This window comes from Streptomyces sp. NPDC096013 (assembly GCF_044763565.1).
In the GTDB taxonomy this organism is placed as follows: Bacteria; Actinomycetota; Actinomycetes; order Streptomycetales; family Streptomycetaceae; genus Streptomyces.
In genome coordinates this window covers 25,092-42,237 of the sequence record NZ_JBIWGK010000020.1, presented here as the reverse complement: position 1 = coordinate 42,237, position 17,146 = coordinate 25,092, and the positions used below count along the sequence as shown (strand labels likewise).

Below are 17,146 nucleotides of genomic sequence, written 5' to 3'. Positions count from 1 at the left end.
CACAATGGACCGTTCCGAGATCCATTCCTGGCTCTCCGGCCAATTGGGCTCCCTGCTGGAGAAGGAGCCGGCGGACATCACGGAGAGCAGCCGGCTGTTCGACGACCTCGACGCAGACTCCCTCGACATCCTCGAAATCATCGTCGCGTTGAAGGAGCAGTACAGCGTCTCCGTCTCCGACGGCGAGGCCAAGGTCTTCCTGGCCGAACTGGCGAGGTTCGTCCCGGACAAGTCCTTCCAGAGCGACGGAAGCCTCACCGACGAGCAGCTCGCCGAGGTGGCCTCCAAACTGACGGTCGGGACGATGATCGATTTCATCAACGATCGTCTGCCGGCAGACGCATGACCCCTACCAGCCCTCACACCCCCGGCCGCTTGGCACAGGGAGAAACCCCGTGAACTCGGTTTCGGCGCCTGTCCGCGCCAGTGTTGACGTCACGTACGCCTGCGACCTGCGCTGCATCCACTGCCGTACCAACACCGGTGAGATCCCCGCGGCGATCCGCCGCAAGATGATGACCATCGAGCAACTGGGAGATCTGTTACAGCAGTTGGACGAACAGCGGACCTTCGAGATCACCCTCACCGGCGGGGAGCCGACCATCCGCAAGGGCTTTTGGGACCTCATCGAGATCGTCCCGCGCCTGACGTTCTCCACCGTCACGCTCATCACCAACGCCGCCAACCTCGACCGCGCCGACATGGACCGCATCGTCGCCAGCGGCATCTCCTCGATCCGAGTGAGCATCGACGGCACCCGCGACACCTTCGCGAAGGTCCGCAAGCTCGACGTGTTCGACCAGGTCATCGAGAACTCGCTCTACCTCCAGAAACGGGTGTCCAGCTTCAAGATCCTCACCACGGTGATGAAGACCAACCTGGCGAACGTCCTGGAGCTCACCGACCACTTGCGGGCAGCGGGCTTCCGGCGCCAGGACCTGATTCTGGTGCGCGCCCACGGCCGCGGCGGGCGCAACCGCCTGCTGTTGACCGAGCAGGAGACCCTGGACCTGTACCAGCGGGTGGAGCGCTTCCGTCGTGACGTACCGACGGCGGACTTCGACCTGCGCCTCAACGCGCCATACCTGATCCCCGGTGCACCGGTCCCACCCTTCCAGGACGTCGTCATGTACCCGTATTTGGTCAAGGACACCAGTGTGGCCGTGTCCGCCACCGGCGACGTGACCATGAGCCGCCTGTACAGCCCCCAGCCTCTGGGCAACGTGAAGGAGCATCCCTTCGCCGACATCTGGCGCACCGGACAGGAACAACTGGCGAAGGAGCAGGAAGAGTTCGACGACGCACGGCTGCGGGAGATCTTCTGGGACTTCGCCGCGGCTGACGGGGACGACACCGTCATCCCCCTCACCTCGCTGCTGGACCGTCAGATATTCGAAGGCTACGAAGTGAGGTGACCTGGGGTCATGCGCATCTTCGCAACGGTCTCCGACCAGGCATGGGGCGGCAAGCACCGCTACATGCACGACGTACTGTCCGGACTGTCCGCGCTGGGGCACCAGGTCGTTGTGCACGCCGAGCAAGGCGGCCGTATGGCGGCCCGGTGCAAGGCCGCAGGTGTCCTCGACGTTGTCGATGTGCCCCCTTTCACCTCGGGTCCCGGCCCTGCGGACGCGGTCGTCGCACAGACGGTGCGCCGTGAGCCGCCCGATGTCCTGATCGCCTCGGGGCGCAGGGACCTCATGGCCGTGCACCGCGCCCGTGCCACGCTCGGCCTCACGCAGCCGTTCGTGTTCTTCCGCCATTCGGCGTTCCCCCTGTCCGAACAGGAATCTGCCCCCGACGTACTGGCCGGGATCACCCGGATCGTGGGTACATCACGACAGCAGATCGAACAACAGTTCATGCCGCTCGTGGTGACGGGGACGATTCCCGAGGCCCGCCTGGTGTTGATCCCCAGCGGCGTCTCAGCCGCCTGGGGGCAACGCGTCGCCGGGCACGACGAGAGGGAGGTACGCAGAAGGCTCGGCATCGGCGCGGACCTGAGCGTCTTCCTCGTTCCGGCACGCCTGTCCTGGGAGAAGGACATCGGCCGAGCCATCGAGGCCTTCGCGGCCCTGCCCGTGGAGGACGCGGTGCTCCTCATCGCCGGCGAGGGACCGGAACACGAGGCCCTGCGGGACCAGGCCCGGGCCTCCGGCGCCGGCGAGCGGATCCTGTTCCTCGGCCATGTCGACGCCGTCGACGAACTCCTGAGCGTGGCCGGCGCGGTCGTACTGACCAGCAGCGTCCCGGAGACCGGTCCGCTGGCGCTGAAGGAGGCGATGGCCGCAGGCGTGCCCGTCATCGCCCCCGCCCTGGGCGGCATCCCAGAGTTCGTGCGGCACGAGCACGACGGCCTGCTCTACGAGCCCGGCCGGACGGAGTCGCTCACGGCTCTGATGCTCAGGCTCTACGAACAGGAGGACCTCGGCGGGATCCTGGGCAGGGCCGCAGCCCGCACCGTCCGCACCGCGCACCGTCTGGAACGACGCGTCGAACACCTGGCGTGGCTGCTGGACCTGCTGGTGCTGGGCACGGACCCCGAAGCGGCCCTGCGCGAGCTGCGCTGGAACGCCGTGCGACTGCGCGACGAGGCCCGCTTCACCTATCTGTTCGTACCCGGCACCTCACAGATCACCGAGCTGCCGCCGACCGCGGCCGAGACGGTAGGTGATGCGGTGGCGCACGAACAGCCGGCACTGCTGGCACGTCTCGACGACCCGCTGCGCAGCGAGGTCGTCACGACCCTCTACCGCATGGGGGCGCTGGGCCGGGCAGTCCCCGCCGGAGCGGTTTGATGAGGACACTGGTCATCGCCGCCCATCCCGACGACGAGGTCCTCGGTCCCGGCGCCACGATCGCGGCGCTCGCCCGCACTCCCGGCCACCATGTGACGGTGTTCATCATGTCGGAAGGCGTCACCCTGCGGCACGCCGACGTGACACTGTCCGACGCCCGAACGTACTGCTCCCATGCGGCGGCCGAACTCGGCGTCCACGACCTGCGGTTCGGCGGCTTCGGCACCGAGGGACGGCTGCTCGGGGAAGGGCCGCAGGCCCCCGTAGTCCGGGCCGTCACCCAGGTCGTCGAGGACGTGGCACCCGACACCGTCCTCACCCACCATCCCGGCGACATCCACATCGACCACCGGGTGATCGCGGCCAGTGTGACCTATGCGGCCCGTGTCATGGGTCTCGGGCCGCTGCGCGAGGTCCTCTTCTTCGAGACGCTGTCGTCGACCGAGCAACAGCTCGCGCCGTCCCTGCAGTTCGTGCCGAACGTCTATTACGACGTCTCCGGCCTGATCGAGACCAAGTGCGCCGCACTGGCCTGCTACCCGCTGGAGCTGTTCGCCGCGCCGCATCCGCGCTCACTGGAAGGCGTACGCAACCTCGCCGCCATGCGCGGCGGCGAGGTGGGCGTGGGCCACGCCGAGGCCTTCAGTTGCGGGCGCCAGCTGCGCACCCTCAAGCGGCGGGAAGACGCCAGGTCAGCCGTGGAACACCAGGATCCGCTCAGGACGCAGGGCTAGGACGACACGGACGTCGTCCGCCCCGTCCCACGGGTAGGGACGCGTACCACGGTAGTGCTCGTGCAGATCGTCGATGAGAGTCCGGCCGCCCTCGGGGAGCATCTCGACGGTCCCACGTATCTCGACGTAGTGATCGTGGCTGCCCAGCGGCGTCACCAGCACCGTGGCACGAGGGTCACGCAGAAGGTTGCGATGCTTGCGGCGTCCCACCACGGTCGCCATCAGCAGGACGTCCTCCTCGGCCCGGGCCCACATCATCGACGTCTGGGGCCGCCCGTCCCGCTCCACGGTGGTCAACGCCACACATGCGCCCTCATCCAGCCAGCGGACTACCTCGTCCGGAATCCGCTGCGGAGCTCGCACGGCCGGAGGTGTCCAGGTGCTCTCGTGCGTACCGGTCATCGGTTCCTCCCTCATGGGGGCACTCGTCACGGGTCCTTGCGTCACCACTGGTACGTCGTCGGCCGGATCCGGTACGACGTACGGCTCACCGCCGCATCCGCCACGGCATCCGGGTCACCACCAGCAGGACGATCACCAGGGCGAACAGCGCGAGCACAGCGGCGTCCCCCGGCAGGGACGCGGTGTCCGTCCCCGTCAGGGCCGCCCGCAGGGCCGCCGCAGCATACGTGGCGGGGTTCACCGCGCCGAGGGTGTTGAGCCACCCGGGCAGCTGATCCGCGGGGATCACGACCGCTCCGCAGCCGGTCATCAGGAAGGTGACGACCAGGCTCAGCGAGGTGCTCTCCTCGATGGAGTTGGTGACGCTGCCGATGAGTGCGCCGATGCCGGCGGCGGGCAGCACACACAGCGGGACGACCAGGAGCAGCCAGAGACTCGGCGACAGCGGGATGTCAAGGAAGAGGGCGCCGATCACCACCGTCAGGATCAGGGCGGGCACGGACAGCAGGAAGAAGGCGCCCACCGTGGCGATCGCCAGCAGAACCCGGTTGACGGGCAGCGCGGCGAAGAAGTCGAGGGTGCCGTTGGCCTTCATGAAGGAGAAGTTTCCGGCGACCTGGTTCTGGTTCTGGAACAGCAGGGCGAGCATCAACGTGCCTGTGAGGATGTGGGCCTTGACGGTCTGGTCGTCGTTGCCGGAGACGGTCGCCAGGGCGAGCATGCTGATCACCGGGGTGATCAGTCCGGTCAGGACGAGCTGAGGCCAGGCCCAGCGCCAGTTGGAGAGCTGGACCAGGAGGAGGTCGACCAGCTGGGCGGGGGCACTCTGTGTGCTGCTATGCGTGGACATAGTGGATGTAGAGGTCCTCTAGGGTGGACGAGCTGAGTCGGACGTCGTCGAACTGCTCCACGTCCAGGGCGGTCATGATGTCGCCGACGTTGCCTTTGTCGAGGGTCGCCAGCCATCGGCCGGGTTCGACCTCGGTGCAGGGCACCCAGCCAGGCAGGATGGGCGGGCGGCCCGGGGTGCCGATGAGTTCGAGCCGGAACTGATGTCCGATCTCCCGTTTGAGTTCCAGCGGCCGCCCGAGGGCGACGACGCGGCCCGCCCGCATGATGGCCACGCGATGTACGACCTTCTCGGCCTCGATCGCCTCATGGGTGACGAAGATGATGGTGGCACCCTGCTGGTTGGCGTTACGCAGGAGCTGCCACACGCGTTTGCGGTTAACCGGATCCAGGTCGTTGGTGGGCTCATCGAGGATCAGCACTTCGGGCCGGCCAGCCATGGTGACGGCGAGCTGGAGCAGTCGTCGCTGGCCTCCCGACAGCTGGGCGGCCGCCCGGTCGGCGAGATCCCCAATGCCCCACTCGTCGAGCAGCCGCACCACCTCGGCGCGGGCATCACGCCGGCTGAGGCCGCGGAAGCGGGCCGTGAAGTGGATCGCCTCGCGGACTTTCAGGTTGTTGAGCGCGAAGGCGGACTGCGGCATGTAGCCGACCTGCCGGGTCAACTGTTCCGCGGCCTGGCCGACAGGTGTGCCCAGGAACCGGACGGTGCCGTCGGTCGGTGCGACGAGCCCCGCCATCTGCCGTACGAGGGTCGTCTTGCCGGCTCCGTTGTCGCCAAGGATGCCGAAGATCTCGCCGGGCGCGATGGACAGGGTCAGGGCGTCGTTCGCCCGTCGCTGCTCTCGGCCGTAGGTCTTGGTGAGTCCGACGACATCGAACACCGGCTCGTTTCCGTCGGCCTCCTCGCGGCCGGAGTGTTCAGTAGCCAATGCCGACACCGCCATCGACCATGAACACGGCTCCCGTCACATACCCCGCCCGCCGCGAGGCCAGGAAGGCCACGACGTCGGCGACCTCTTCCGGTGTGCCAAGCCTTCGCAGGGGGATCTGCCTCATCAGTGCTCCTCTCCACGGACCGTGCGTCATCTCCGTGTCGACGTACCCCGGCGCCACTATGTTGCAGGTGATCCCGTGCGGGGCCACCTCGCGCGCGACCGAGCGTGTCAGCCCGATGAGTCCGGCTTTGGAGGCCGCGTAGCCCGCGTGTGCGAGCGACCCGGATGTCCCGGCCGCGGAGCCGACGTTGACGATTCTGCCGAATCGCGAGGAGACCATGGCTCCCAGGGTGCCGCGGATGACGTGATAGGTGCCCGAGAGATTGACCGCGAGCGGGTCCTCCCAGTCGGCTGCGGTGGCCCGCAAGGTCGGATTCGGGCGGATCACACCAGCATTGTTCACTACTACGCCGGGCGTTCCTGTCGTGTCCGCCAACTGCTCGAAAAAATGGCTCACTTCGCTGGGGTCGGTGACGTCGAGGTGGTGTGCCCAGGCCCGGTGCCCCGCCGCCCGCAGCCCGGCCGCCGTCTCCGCCGCTCGGGCCTTCTGGGTCGCGAAGGTGAGGACGACGTCCAGGCCGTCCCGGGCAAGGGCACGCGCGATCGCGGCCCCGATGGCTCCCGATCCTCCGGTGACGACGGCAAGACCGCCCTCGGCGCCGGCCGGGTCGGCGGATGCGGTCACCGGTTCCACCCCCCTGCCCGTGTGAGGGCCGTGCGCAGCACATCCGCGACGTCGACGACGGAGGAGGGCGTGGGCAGGTCGGGTCCCTGGAGGACCTGCCAGATGCCGTCCATGACGTGCAGCCGGGGGTCGAAGCCGTGCGAGGCGGAGCGTACCTGCTCGACGAGTTCGCCTTCGTGGTACTGGAACTCGGCGTGGGGCCCGGACTGCAGGGCCAGGGTGCCGCAGCGCCCTGCGTGCCAGGTGCCGTGGGCCTGCAGTTCGGCGGGGGACAGCACGCGGATCCGGGCAGGGCCCGCGAGCCGCTCGAGCGCGTTGCGTTCCGCGGACGACAGGCCGCGCTTGCCGTACAGGTAGCAGACGTTGGAGTCGCCCTGGAACACCAGGTCTTCGGTGAGGCCCAGCTCGGCGAGGATGCGGTTGGGCATCACATGGGTGTCCACCCAGTCGATGCCGTGGTCGGAGAGGACGACGACCGGGCACGCGGCAGGGACGGCCGCGCGAACGGTGTCGACCCCAGCGGCCACCTGGCGGTAGACGGTCTCGATCTGACTCCGGGCCGTGGCCGCCGTGTCCCTGTCGCCGTGGGTGGCCTGCCAGTAGAGGAACTCCTGTGCGTGGTCGACCTGGTTGTACCGGATGAACACGACGTCCGGTCCCTCGGACACGATTTCGAGGGCGGCCTGGGTGACCCATGCCACGGACGGTGATTCGTGGAAGTCGTGCGCCGGGTTGGCCGTGTACTCGACCGTACGGGAATGGGGTACCACCGGGCCGCACGCCCAGTCACTCGCCGACCGGGTCCCTGCGGCCAGAACCAGCACCGCAGTCGTCTGGCGCAGCACGACCTCCCGTGCCGTGGCCTCCTCCAGTGCCAGAGTGAACGAGACCGCCTTCTCCCGACCGACGGTCACGAGAACGTCCGCCAGCGTTCCGGGGCTCAGCGGCCAGTGCTGGCGCGCGTGTACGAGCAGCCACTCGCCGTTGTCCTGCGGGATCAGGCGGAAAGCCAGGTCCTCGCCGAAGCACGAAATGACCAACTGGGCCTGGCGCCCGCCCGACTCCCACGGCACCGTCCACCGGCGTCCAGGCGCATACAGGCAGTAACAGCTCTCCAGGGCGGAGTGGTGGGCGTCACGTGAGAACGTGTGCGGGAAGAGCACCGCCCCGACCGACAAGCCCCGGTTCAGGAGGTCGTCGAGCAGCGACGGGCAGCGCAGGGAGAGACGGTCGTACGGGTGCAGGGACGCCAGCGCCTCCTGCCGGGCGCGGATCTCTGCGACGTTCTCGTTCTCCCAGTAACGGTTGGCCACCACGCCGTGCCGGGCGGGCGGCGCACCCGTGAGGATGGAGGCGTGGGACGGCGCCGTGGAGGAGGGGTAGACGCTGCGCAGGGCGGCCACTGGGTGCCCGGCAGCGGACCGGAACAGACCGAACCGTCTGGCGAAGGCCGGAGTGGCTCCGTCGACACTGATCACCACGAGTGTGGGTCGTGCCCTGCTCATCTCGACGCCTCCGTCCACGCGTCAAGGTCCTGGTCCTTGAGGTGGGGGCGTGCGTTGTGGCTGTGCAGGATCCACGGGGAGCCGGTCTCGCGGGGGCGGTGTTCGAGGTGGGTCACAGCCGTGTTCGCCCACGCGACCTCCACGGGGCTGCACGCGTCCGCGTCCACGATGTTGTCGAGCAGGGCGTCCAGTACGCCGCCGTGGCAGACGACGGCCGCCCTGCCGCCGGCCGCGGCAGTCGCAGCGAGGACGCTGTTCATGGCGAGGCTCACCCGAACGCGGAAATGGACCCAGCTCTCCGCGCCGGGGAACACGCTTTCCAGCGGGCGCTCCCGGGGCGGCAGACCAACACCACCCGAACCTGCCCCCTCCAGGGGCTGTCCGTCGGGCCGACAGGTTCCGACCTCCCGCAGCCGCGCGTCCCAACCGACTGGCAGTCCGGTGCGTTCGGCGACCGCCCGTGCCGTGTCGGCGGCCCTGCGTAAGGTGCTGCTGAGCAGGATGTCGGGCGCGTTCTTGCCCAGCCAGTCCGCGAGCAGCTGCGACTGACCTCGGCCACGGGCCGTCAGGCCGGGATCGGGGCAGGCGGCCGAGTAGCGTTCGGCCTCCGCGTGCCGGACCAGCAGCAGATGCGCGTGGTGGTCAGTCATCGACGCCTGCCACCTCCTGCGGGTCCCGGGGGAACAGAGCCGGGTACGAACCGGGGATGGCCCAGGCGCTGGGCAGTTCACGCAGGGCTCCTCGACGTTTACCGAAGCCCCCCAGGATCGCGTACGGGTATCCGTCGCGGCGCAGTTCACGAAGGCAGCGGTCGGTCAGGACCATGGCCAGCTGAGTACCGCGGGCGGAAGGACGCAGTGCGGTGGGTCCGGTCATGCCGAGCGCCGAGACCCCCCAGGCCGTGAAACCCAGGAGGGCCTGCGACTGGTCTAGGCGCCCGTTGTCAGTGGCGAACAGCACGCTCACCGGCTGCCGTTCGAAAGCGGCTTCCACCTCGCTGGCCCAGCCCTCGCCGAATTCCTCGGCGACCCAGCGGATCAAGGGGATCCGGTGGCTCGCCAGGGGACGCAAGATGTGCACCGTGCGCCGGCCGGCCTGAACATGATCGGCTGCTTCCTGTTCCAGCTCCTCGCCGAGTGGCAGGTACAGATCGGCCCACGGACCCGGCACGTCCCGCTCACTGGGCTGCGGGGCAGGAACAACGGGAACCGGCACGGCGGCATCGGGGACGAGCGCGGGGCAGTCGGCCAGCCCAGGGCCCTCGGCGAGGGCGTACCAGTATCCGGCGCGCAGCATCGCCCGGCACGCGCTGCGCAGCAACTGCGGCCGCACGATGTCCTCCGCGCCGGGCTCGACGTACAGCGGGCCGACCGTCCCCTTGCCCATGGCGTCGTACAGACAGCAGCCCAGCACCTTGCCGTCCTGGACGGTGACGGCCGCACGGACCGAATCCGCGGCAAGGGCGAAGCGGATCTGCTCGGCGGCGGGGGCGTCGGTCACCAGGGCGAGGGCATCGGAGACGTCCGTGCGCCGTGCTTGCCGGCACACGGCTTGCCCTCCGGGTTCAGGTGGCGGCACGTCGTACAGGCGGATCAAGGTCCGCGCCGGCATGAGGTCAGACTCGGTCGGCATACCGCTCCCACCAGGAGAAGGTTTCTTCCAGACCGGCCTCTAGGCCGACCGGGTCCGAGACCGTGAAGAGTTCGTCCGCGAGAGCGGTGTCGGCGCGGAACTCCTCGATCTCCATGGGCCGTTCGGGGCCGAAGGTGATGGTGGTCTCGGGGCGGCGCCGGGTCATCCAGGAGGTGAGCTCCAAGATCGTGTGCGAGGTGCCGGACCCGAGGTTCACGATGCCGGGGCAGGTGTCGAGCAGGGACAGCTCGGCGAGTTTGGCGACGATGTCGGTGACGTAGGAGAAGTCACGGCGCTGGCGCCCGGAGCCCTCCACGACGATCTCTCCCTTGACCAGGGCGCCTTGGCAAAAGGCGGGGATCACCGCGTCGGGGCGTTCACCGGGTCCGTAGGTGTTGAACAGGCGGGCCACCGTCACGTCCTGACCGCTGCGCCGTACCACGGCGGCCAGGCAGTCGACGGCGGCCTTCGACATCGCGTACGCGGACCGGGGGGCCAGCGGCGCGTCCTCTCGGGTGGGGGTCTGCGTGGTGCCGTAGACCTCGCAGGAACTGGCCACCACGACCCGCGCCACCCCGGCGGTGCGCGCCAAGCGCAGCACATGCTCTCCCGCCCGCACGTTTTCCACGCACCGGTAGGGGTGCGAGAACGAGTCCGGGACGCTCTTCCAGGCGCTGAGATGGTAGATGCAGGAGACGCCGCGCAGGTCCTCGGCCGTGAGGTCGAGTACGGAGGCGCACAGCAGGTCGTCGGGCGGCGCTTCCATGGGCGGCACGCATAAGTTGTCGACGGCCAGGACGTCGAGGTCCTGGCCGCGCAGAGCGCGTACGAGATGGCGACCCAGGAAGCCCGCTGCTCCGGTGACCAGGATCCTTCCTTCCCGGGCGCGGCCTGTGCGGGCTGGCGTTGACGGCATCAGTCAGTCTCCCTCGGTGCGATCCGTGTCAGATGTGCGCTCACTTCTTCGGTGACCGGGGCGAGGGCCCCCATGAGACGGTTGCCGACGTCTAGCCTCAGCCGGACGGAGATCCGGCAGAGCAGGTCGAGGTAGGGCAGTGCGGCCACGTCGTCGGTGAGCGTGTCCGCCGCCTGCCCGGTGGAGTCGTCGAACAGGACGGTGGCGTACCCCTTGATGCCCAGGCAGGTCGCCAGATAGTGGCAGGTGGAGGTGCCGCCCATCTGGGCGAAATCGCGGGCCATTCCCCCGTGGTGCCGTGCGATGCGCTCCAGGCAGCTGCGCGCTCCGTCCAGGGCGGCCCAGTTCACCTGGACGACAGCGGCCGCCCGCGGGCCGCCGGAGCGGAGCGCGCCCCCGGCGGCTTGGTCGATGGCGCAGGCCGCCGCGAGCACATACCGGTCGAGCCGGGTCATCCGGGTCCAGCGCACGTCACGGGCAAGGCCCTCCGGCCGTTCGTCGAGGGCGGCCAGCTGTGGTCCCCGCCAGTCGAGGCGGTGGCCGGTCTGCTCCTGGTGCCGCAGGTTCATCCCGGCCTCCGGGCCCGCAGGCCGGCCGCCACCTGCTCCCGCGGGACGGTGGAGAGGATGAAGCTCGCGATTCGCCGCGGGGTGGCGATCAGCCCGGGAGAGACGGCCTCGGCCCCGTCTCCGGCGACGCGGTACCGGACGCCGAAGGACTCCTCGAAGGCGACCAGCATGTCGAGGATGTCCAGCGAGTCGAGCGAGACCTGCGGGTCGGTGTGGATGTCTGGCGCGTCGATGTCGATACCCAGATCGGGTGCCAGGTCGGGGAAGAGCAGTACTTCGTCCTCCAGGTTCCCGGCGTCGATGCCCGCTGTCTGCGCGATGCGCTCCTTGATCAGGTCCGTCAGTCGTCGGATGAGGTCTTCGTCGGTGGTCGTCATCGTTCCTCCAGCGTCAGGAACCCGTTGTGCCGAGCACGAGGACGGCGTTGTTGCCCCCGAAGGCGGGAGAGCACACCGCCACGCTCGGGCCGCGCAATGGCAGGGGATCCGCGGAGAGCCGCAGCGGGGTCTTCAGCGGATTCTCCAGATTGCGGGTGCCGGGCAAAGCGCCGATGCGCAGTGCTTGGAGACCGGCGAGTACGTTGTGCGCGCCTGCCGCGCCGAGTGAGTGCCCGAACAGGCTCTTCAGTGACGTCACCGGGGTGTCCGGCGTCAACTCGGCGGCGTACGCGCCGAGTTCGGTTTCATCGTTGCCTGGCACGGCGGTGCCGTGGCCGATGACGCCGCCCGGCGGGGCACCGGCCTGGTCCACGGCCCGAATCAGAGCCGTGCGCAACCCGGCCCCGTCCGGATGCGGCACGGTCAGGCGGTACCCGTCCAGCCCTGTGCCGAATGCCGACACCCCTGGGCCGCTACGGCCGGGCACGGCGGCCCCCAGGAGCACGAGCCCAGCGCCCTCCCCGAGCTGGAAGCCTTGACGCGCGGTGTCATAGGGGCGGCAGGCGGCGTTCGTCATGCTCTGCAGTGCCTCGAAGCCGCGCAGCAGAGGCTCGTTGACGACGTCCATGCCGCCGGCGACGGCATGGGTGACCCGTCCGGAGGCCACCGCCGCCGCGGCCCGGCCGATGGCGTCCAGACTTGCGGAGCACCCGGTGGTGGTGACGTGCGCGGACACCGGGTCGTCCGGCTCCCAGCCGAAGTAGAGCTTGGCGAGGACCCCGGTGTACTCCGGGATGCCCAGCAGGATCCGCACGGACCGGTCGTCCGCGTCCCGCACCGCGTGCGTCAACATGTAGCCGGCGCTGGGCAGGTGTGCCGAGCAGGTGCCGAGGAAGATGCCGACGCGGTCACCCAGCAGCTGCGGCAGCGGGCCTCCCAGCTCGTTCTCGACCTGATCGCAGCATGCGAAGAGCATGCGAGTGGCGTGGTCGACGGGGTCGATGTCGACGTGGAAGGTGCATCCGGTGGCGGCGCCGACGTGGGCGGCGAGGCGTTCGACGGCCCGCTGCGCCCGGGCGGGGTCCCTGAGCTGGGCGTCTGTCTGGAACGCGCGGTCGCAGCGGCCACCCTCAACGGGGAAGCGGTCGATCAACGTCGGCCCGGCGGCCGGTCCCCCGGCGATCAGCCGCGCCAGTTCATCGGCGTCGGCCGCACCGGGGGCGACGATCCCCTGGGCAAGGACGCGCGTGCGCAGTTCAGGCATCCCGATCGCCCTCGGATCCGCCTGGGAGGGGTTCCACCGCGGCGCCGGACTCGAAGGAGCGGATCGCCGAGAAGGCCAGGCGCAGCGACTGCAGGTGATCGCGTCCGGAGGTGACCGGAGGCCGGCCGGTGGCTACGGCGTCGAGCATCTCGGCCATGGAGGCCGCGAAGGCGTCGATGTACCAGCGTCCCTCGATCGGCACCACGTGCTGGACGTCGGGGGCGTCCGCCCGGGTGAAGCGCAGTTCGTCCAAGGTTGCGCTGGCCGAGCCGTGGGTGCCGTCCAGGTGCCATTCGTAGCGGTGTGAGGCGGCCGCCCGCACGATGTTGTTGAAGTGCAGGGTGGCGACCAGGTCGGCGTCCGGTTCGTACTCGCACAGCACCGTGTGGATCATCGGTGTCACGGCCAGCTGACCCGGTGTCATCGTCATCGCGGCCTTGACCCGCACCGGCATCCGTCCGGTGAAGTAGCGTGTCAGGTCGAAGTAGTGAATGCCGTGTTCGAGGGTGGTGGCGTACGGCATCCGGACGAACCACGAGCCGGTGAAGTCCTGGAAGTCGCGGTAGAAGTGCAGCACCGAGTACAGGTGGCCGAGCATGCCCCGCTCGACGAGCACCCGCAGCGCCCGGTGCGGTGCCGCCCATCGGGCCTGCTGGTTGACCATGAGGACCACGCCCGCGCTCTCGCAGAGCTCTACCGCGGCCTGCGCTTCGTCGAAGGAGACGGCAAGGGGCTTTTGGGTCAGCACGTGTTTGCCTGCCGCAGCGGCACGCTTGATCGGATCCAGGCGCTGGTGGGGCTGGACCGTCAGATCGACGACGTGGACCGCGGGATCGGCCAGGACTACGTCGAGGTCGTCGGTCCATACCGGGACACCGAAGCGCTCCGCCGCCGCACGCGCCTTCTCCGGCACGATGTCGCAGACGGCCACCACGCGGTAGCCGTAACGGGCGTAAGCGGGCAGATGTGCCTCGACGGCGATGTTCCCGCAGCCGACGACGGCGATGCCCAGTTCGTCCGCGTGCGGAGACGTGTATTGGGGGCGGTAGTCCTCGGCGCGCAGCAGCGGGTCTGGCATCACGCGTCCTCCTTGACGGCGTTCTTCCTGTCGCTCGCGACCGTGTCGGCGAGCCATGCCACGGTGTCGGGAGTCAGCGGCTTCAGATCGCACACCACATGCCGCACACCGCGCTGGCGCAGTCCTGACAGGACGCGCAGCAGGTCCTCGGTGGAGCGGGTGTCGTCCGGCAGTTCTCGGGTGACGTCGAGTCCGACCGTGGCGTCGATGGCCGCGGTGTCGCGTCCGGTCCGTCGGCATTGGGAAGCAAATGTCTCCAGACGTTCGTCCAGCCGGCTGGTGTCCTTGTGCCAGGCGGTGTTCCACCCGTCCGCGAGCCGGGCGGCCACGCGCATCAGACGCGGCCCCTCCCCGCCGATCAGGACGGGGATCTGCCCAGGGCGCGGGCCGCGCGGGCGCAGTTCGCAGTCGGGGATGGTGAAGTACCGGCCGCGGAAGTCCACATGACCGTCCCGCAGCAGGGCGAGGGTGACGGTGACGGACTCCTCGAAGCGGGAGACCAGTTCCTCGGTGGGCAGTCCGAGGGCGGTCATCTCGGGGGTGTGCCAGCCTGCACCCAGACCGAGGATGAGCCGACCGTCGCTGATCTCGTCGAGGGTGACCGCGGTCTTCGCGAGCAGCACCGGGTTGCGGAACGCGGTGCACATCACCAGCGTCCCGACCTGTGCCTGCGAGGTTGCCTCGCACACTGCGGCGGCGAATGTGGCCGCCTCCCAGGTGCCTCGTGTCGGGCTGTCCGGGTGCCGGAAGAGCATGTGGTCGCACACCCAGAGGGAGTCAAGTCCCGCTGCCTCGCCATGACGGGCCAGCTCCCGCACCTCCCGGTACGGCCGCATGCCACCGTCGTCGTGTTCGGTCATCGGGAGGATCAGCCCGACCTTCATGCCGGGGGCGGAGACCGTCATGACACACCTTTCAGGGGGTGGACGCGGGTGGGGCCGTGACGTCGGGAGAGCTTGGCGAGGATCGTGCCGGGCCCGACGTCGTAGCCCTGGGTGATACCGCGGGCGTGCGCGGCGGTCAGGGACTCCATCCAACGGACCGGGGCCACGAGGCCCATCGCCAGTACCGAGCGCAGTTCGGCAGGCGTGCTGGCGGTTCGGCACAGGATCGTGGAGATCACCTCCACCTTGGGCGGCCGCAGCGGGATATCAGCCAGGTATGCGGCGAACCGGTCGGCTGCCTCCGCCATCAGCGGCGAGTGGTAGGCGCCGGCGATGGCCAGTGGCACGACGGCCAGCCCGTCCTTGTCGGCGCGTGTGGTGACGTCGGTGATGGAGTCCAGGTCGCCAGCCAGTGTGACCTGCCGGGCGTTGTTCCAGGCCGCGATCTCCAGGACTCCGCCGGTGCGGGCGACCGCGCTGCGTCGCAGCCACTCCGCCCGGGCCGGGTCGGCTCCGATGAGGACGACCATGGCGCCGGGCCGCCTGGCGTTCTGTTCGTGACACAGGTGCGCGCGGCGGACGACCACCTCCAGGGCGTCCTCGTCGGGCAGTGCGCCTGCATACGTCATCGCGGCCAGCTCACCCATGCTGTGGCCCAGGACGACCGCTACTCGTCCCGGGTCGACGTGCCGGGCCCTCAGGAGGCTCGCCACGAACAGGGCCGGCTGGAACACCCGCGGGTCGGCGTAGTCGTGGCCGTTCCAGTCGTTCCCGCCGATGTGGCGGGCGAGCCGGACCGCCAATGGGTCCGTCGTGCGGGCGCTCAAGGTCTCAGCGACCGTCTCCGGCGGCACCCCCTGACCAGGGAAGAGCAGGGCTGTCCCGGTTGTTGGGGGGCCGGCATCCGGGGCAGGGAGGCCGGACCGGGCAAGTTCCTGGGCTTCGCTGCTCATGTCCTCATCCCCGCGGTCAGCGGGCTGGCGCTGACGCCGATGCCCATCCCTCCGTCGACGGTGACGACCTGACCGGTCACCATGCTCGCGGCGTCGCTGAGCAGCCAGCCGACGACATCGGCGACGTCGTCGGGCTGCAGGGGCCGGCCGAGCGGGGTCCGGGTGATCGCGTCGACGCCCTCGTCACCACCCGCCACCTTGGACCTCAGCGCCTTGGTGTCCACAGCGCCGGCACTGACCACGTTGACGCGCATTCCCTGGTCGGCGCTCTCGATGGCCATGTAGCGCGTCAGGGACTCCAGAGCTGCCTTGCTCGCGCCGATCAACCCGTAGCCGGGCAGGGCTCGTCGGCTGCCGAGCGAGGTGAAGGCGACCAGGCAGCCGCGGTTGCGGGACAGCGGTGCCAGGGCGGCCTGGTAAGTGGTCACGTAGCCCTTGAGGTTGATGTCGAGGGTGAAGTCGACGTGGCGCGGGCGGTGGTCGCTGACCCGGCGCGCCACGCCCGACGCGGCGCAAAAGACGACGGCGGACAAGTCGGGGCCGCACTCGGTGACGACTTCCTGGACGCGGGCCGTGTCGCGCACGTCGAGACGGTGGGCGTAGACGGTGCCACGCAGGCCCGTACAACTCTCCTCCAGCCGCTGGGCGGAGTCGGCTGCCCTGAAGTAGGTAAAGGCAACGTCCCTGCCTTGTTCGGCGAATCGCCGTACGAGCATCGAGCCGATGCCTCCGCTGCCGCCGATGACGAGACAACTGGCCTTCATAGCGAGATACCTCCGTCGACGCTGATCGTCTGGCCCGTCACATACGCGTTGTCGATGAGGAATCCGATGGCCGGGGCCACTTCGGAGGGCTCGGTCTCCCGGGGCACGGCCAGGCGCAGCCAGAGGTCCTTGATGTCCTCCGGTTCGACGTCCCGGGTCATTGCGGTACGCATGAAACCCGGGGACAGGGCGTTGACCGTGACGCCGCGGCGCCCGCACTCCCGTGCCAGGGTCCGGGTCAGTCCGACGACGCCGGCCTTGGCCGCGGCGTAGGCCGTCTGGCCGCGGGATGCGACCAGTGCGGCGGGCGACACCACGTTGATGATCCGTCCCCAGCGCCCCCGTAGCATCTGCGGTACGGCGGCCCGGCACATGTGGAAGGTGCCGAAGAGGTTGACCTCGACGACCTCCCGCCACTCCTTGGTGTTCTGCGTGGCCATGAGTCCGTCGGAGCGCGCTCCGGCGCAGTTGACGAGGACGTCCACCGGGCCCAGGCGTTGCGCCTCCTCCACGGCCGCCTTGGCCTGCTCCCATTGCGTAACGTCGGCGCGGACGAGTACCGCGGGGTGGTGCAGCGTGGACCGCAGCCGCTCGGCCGGGTCGGCGTTCTGGTGGAAGTGCAGGGCGAGGCTGAACCCCTTGGCATCGAGGGATCGAGCTATCTCCCCGCCCAGTGCGCCGGAGGCTCCGGTCACCAGTGCCACACGGCGTCGTGTCGTATCCCTGTCGGTCACGGCG

The 17,146-nt window shown here is 69.5% G+C and carries 20 protein-coding genes; 4 read left to right on the top strand and 16 right to left on the bottom strand.

Features of this window, described 5'->3' with window-relative positions:
* The first annotated feature begins 4 nt into the window (after nucleotides 1-4).
* The 4 genes from ACIRB1_RS40825 to ACIRB1_RS40810 are packed head-to-tail and all read left to right on the top strand — an operon-like array spanning nucleotide 5 to nucleotide 3,532.
* The gene (locus ACIRB1_RS40825; protein WP_403469083.1) at nucleotides 5-346 is read left to right on the top strand and encodes an acyl carrier protein; all 342 of its coding nucleotides are present in this window, start codon (nucleotides 5-7) and stop codon (nucleotides 344-346) included.
* 49 nt (nucleotides 347-395) lie between these two features.
* Nucleotides 396-1,415: a radical SAM/SPASM domain-containing protein gene (locus tag ACIRB1_RS40820; RefSeq protein WP_403469082.1), complete on the top strand. Its 1,020-nt coding sequence runs from the start codon at nucleotides 396-398 to the stop codon at nucleotides 1,413-1,415.
* A gap of 9 nt (nucleotides 1,416-1,424) precedes the next feature.
* Nucleotides 1,425-2,798, top strand: a complete 1,374-nt coding sequence (locus ACIRB1_RS40815) for a glycosyltransferase family 4 protein (protein WP_403469081.1) — start codon at nucleotides 1,425-1,427, stop codon at nucleotides 2,796-2,798.
* Nucleotides 2,798-3,532 carry a PIG-L deacetylase family protein gene (locus ACIRB1_RS40810; protein ID WP_403469080.1) on the top strand — a complete coding sequence of 245 codons (735 nt, stop codon included), beginning with the start codon at nucleotides 2,798-2,800 and terminating at the stop codon, nucleotides 3,530-3,532. The genes ACIRB1_RS40815 and ACIRB1_RS40810 overlap by 1 nt, the downstream gene beginning before the upstream one ends.
* Here the strand turns inward: ACIRB1_RS40810 and ACIRB1_RS40805 are convergent.
* The 16 genes from ACIRB1_RS40805 to ACIRB1_RS40730 form a co-directional block, all read right to left on the bottom strand.
* Nucleotides 3,491-3,934: a TIGR03618 family F420-dependent PPOX class oxidoreductase gene (locus tag ACIRB1_RS40805; protein ID WP_403469078.1), complete on the bottom strand. Its 444-nt coding sequence runs from the start codon at nucleotides 3,932-3,934 to the stop codon at nucleotides 3,491-3,493. The two genes, ACIRB1_RS40810 and ACIRB1_RS40805, sit on opposite strands and share 42 nt — an antisense overlap.
* An 85-nt stretch (nucleotides 3,935-4,019) precedes the next feature.
* Nucleotides 4,020-4,784 (bottom strand): ABC transporter permease, encoded by a 765-nt coding sequence (locus ACIRB1_RS40800; protein ID WP_403469077.1) that lies wholly within the window; start codon nucleotides 4,782-4,784, stop codon nucleotides 4,020-4,022.
* A complete protein-coding gene (locus ACIRB1_RS40795; RefSeq protein ID WP_403469076.1) occupies nucleotides 4,771-5,715 on the bottom strand; it encodes an ABC transporter ATP-binding protein in 945 nt (314 codons plus the stop codon). Before ACIRB1_RS40795 ends, ACIRB1_RS40800 begins: the two co-directional genes overlap by 14 nt.
* On the bottom strand, nucleotides 5,705-6,466 hold the full coding sequence (gene fabG / locus ACIRB1_RS40790; protein ID WP_403469075.1) for a 3-oxoacyl-ACP reductase FabG: 762 nt from the start codon (nucleotides 6,464-6,466) through the stop codon (nucleotides 5,705-5,707). The genes ACIRB1_RS40795 and fabG overlap by 11 nt, the downstream gene beginning before the upstream one ends.
* Complete coding sequence (locus ACIRB1_RS40785; protein WP_403469074.1) at nucleotides 6,463-7,971, bottom strand: alkaline phosphatase family protein; 1,509 nt, start codon at nucleotides 7,969-7,971, stop codon at nucleotides 6,463-6,465. Before ACIRB1_RS40785 ends, fabG begins: the two co-directional genes overlap by 4 nt.
* A complete protein-coding gene (locus tag ACIRB1_RS40780; protein ID WP_403469073.1) occupies nucleotides 7,968-8,621 on the bottom strand; it encodes a histidine phosphatase family protein in 654 nt (217 codons plus the stop codon). The genes ACIRB1_RS40785 and ACIRB1_RS40780 overlap by 4 nt, the downstream gene beginning before the upstream one ends.
* Complete coding sequence (locus ACIRB1_RS40775) at nucleotides 8,614-9,519, bottom strand: hypothetical protein (protein WP_403469072.1); 906 nt, start codon at nucleotides 9,517-9,519, stop codon at nucleotides 8,614-8,616. Before ACIRB1_RS40775 ends, ACIRB1_RS40780 begins: the two co-directional genes overlap by 8 nt.
* Before the next feature lie 67 nt (nucleotides 9,520-9,586).
* Nucleotides 9,587-10,519 carry an NAD-dependent epimerase/dehydratase family protein gene (locus tag ACIRB1_RS40770; RefSeq protein WP_403469071.1) on the bottom strand — a complete coding sequence of 311 codons (933 nt, stop codon included), beginning with the start codon at nucleotides 10,517-10,519 and terminating at the stop codon, nucleotides 9,587-9,589.
* Nucleotides 10,519-11,088 (bottom strand): hypothetical protein, encoded by a 570-nt coding sequence (locus ACIRB1_RS40765; protein ID WP_403469070.1) that lies wholly within the window; start codon nucleotides 11,086-11,088, stop codon nucleotides 10,519-10,521. Before ACIRB1_RS40765 ends, ACIRB1_RS40770 begins: the two co-directional genes overlap by 1 nt.
* Complete coding sequence (locus tag ACIRB1_RS40760) at nucleotides 11,085-11,465, bottom strand: hypothetical protein (RefSeq protein ID WP_403469069.1); 381 nt, start codon at nucleotides 11,463-11,465, stop codon at nucleotides 11,085-11,087. The genes ACIRB1_RS40765 and ACIRB1_RS40760 overlap by 4 nt, the downstream gene beginning before the upstream one ends.
* Before the next feature lie 13 nt (nucleotides 11,466-11,478).
* Nucleotides 11,479-12,729, bottom strand: coding sequence for a beta-ketoacyl synthase N-terminal-like domain-containing protein (locus tag ACIRB1_RS40755; RefSeq protein ID WP_403469068.1), 1,251 nt, complete (start codon nucleotides 12,727-12,729; stop codon nucleotides 11,479-11,481).
* Nucleotides 12,722-13,807, bottom strand: a complete 1,086-nt coding sequence (locus ACIRB1_RS40750) for a Gfo/Idh/MocA family protein (RefSeq protein WP_403469067.1) — start codon at nucleotides 13,805-13,807, stop codon at nucleotides 12,722-12,724. The genes ACIRB1_RS40755 and ACIRB1_RS40750 overlap by 8 nt, the downstream gene beginning before the upstream one ends.
* Entirely contained in the window at nucleotides 13,807-14,712 is a 906-nt protein-coding gene (locus ACIRB1_RS40745; RefSeq protein ID WP_403469066.1) for an LLM class flavin-dependent oxidoreductase, read from the bottom strand. Before ACIRB1_RS40745 ends, ACIRB1_RS40750 begins: the two co-directional genes overlap by 1 nt.
* The gene (locus tag ACIRB1_RS40740; protein WP_403469065.1) at nucleotides 14,709-15,518 is read right to left on the bottom strand and encodes an ACP S-malonyltransferase; all 810 of its coding nucleotides are present in this window, start codon (nucleotides 15,516-15,518) and stop codon (nucleotides 14,709-14,711) included. Before ACIRB1_RS40740 ends, ACIRB1_RS40745 begins: the two co-directional genes overlap by 4 nt.
* A gap of 122 nt (nucleotides 15,519-15,640) precedes the next feature.
* Nucleotides 15,641-16,408 carry an SDR family oxidoreductase gene (locus ACIRB1_RS40735; RefSeq protein WP_403469064.1) on the bottom strand — a complete coding sequence of 256 codons (768 nt, stop codon included), beginning with the start codon at nucleotides 16,406-16,408 and terminating at the stop codon, nucleotides 15,641-15,643.
* Entirely contained in the window at nucleotides 16,405-17,142 is a 738-nt protein-coding gene (locus ACIRB1_RS40730; protein ID WP_403469063.1) for an SDR family oxidoreductase, read from the bottom strand. The genes ACIRB1_RS40735 and ACIRB1_RS40730 overlap by 4 nt, the downstream gene beginning before the upstream one ends.
* Nucleotides 17,143-17,146 lie beyond the last annotated feature (4 nt).

Bases quoted from the DNA above. Each gene is read 5' to 3' on its own strand.
- ACIRB1_RS40825 (WP_403469083.1), top strand. From the start codon at position 5: ATGGACCGTTCCGAGATCCATTCCTGGCTCTCCGGCCAATTGGGCTCC.
- ACIRB1_RS40815 (WP_403469081.1), top strand. From the start codon at position 1,425: ATGCGCATCTTCGCAACGGTCTCCGACCAGGCATGGGGCGGCAAGCAC.
- ACIRB1_RS40810 (WP_403469080.1), top strand. From the start codon at position 2,798: ATGAGGACACTGGTCATCGCCGCCCATCCCGACGACGAGGTCCTCGGT.
- ACIRB1_RS40805 (WP_403469078.1), bottom strand. From the start codon at position 3,934: ATGACCGGTACGCACGAGAGCACCTGGACACCTCCGGCCGTGCGAGCT.
- ACIRB1_RS40800 (WP_403469077.1), bottom strand. From the start codon at position 4,784: ATGTCCACGCATAGCAGCACACAGAGTGCCCCCGCCCAGCTGGTCGAC.
- ACIRB1_RS40785 (WP_403469074.1), bottom strand. From the start codon at position 7,971: ATGAGCAGGGCACGACCCACACTCGTGGTGATCAGTGTCGACGGAGCC.
- ACIRB1_RS40780 (WP_403469073.1), bottom strand. From the start codon at position 8,621: ATGACTGACCACCACGCGCATCTGCTGCTGGTCCGGCACGCGGAGGCC.
- ACIRB1_RS40770 (WP_403469071.1), bottom strand. From the start codon at position 10,519: ATGCCGTCAACGCCAGCCCGCACAGGCCGCGCCCGGGAAGGAAGGATC.
- ACIRB1_RS40765 (WP_403469070.1), bottom strand. From the start codon at position 11,088: ATGAACCTGCGGCACCAGGAGCAGACCGGCCACCGCCTCGACTGGCGG.
- ACIRB1_RS40760 (WP_403469069.1), bottom strand. From the start codon at position 11,465: ATGACGACCACCGACGAAGACCTCATCCGACGACTGACGGACCTGATC.
- ACIRB1_RS40755 (WP_403469068.1), bottom strand. From the start codon at position 12,729: ATGCCTGAACTGCGCACGCGCGTCCTTGCCCAGGGGATCGTCGCCCCC.
- ACIRB1_RS40750 (WP_403469067.1), bottom strand. From the start codon at position 13,807: ATGCCAGACCCGCTGCTGCGCGCCGAGGACTACCGCCCCCAATACACG.
- ACIRB1_RS40745 (WP_403469066.1), bottom strand. From the start codon at position 14,712: ATGACGGTCTCCGCCCCCGGCATGAAGGTCGGGCTGATCCTCCCGATG.
- ACIRB1_RS40735 (WP_403469064.1), bottom strand. From the start codon at position 16,408: ATGAAGGCCAGTTGTCTCGTCATCGGCGGCAGCGGAGGCATCGGCTCG.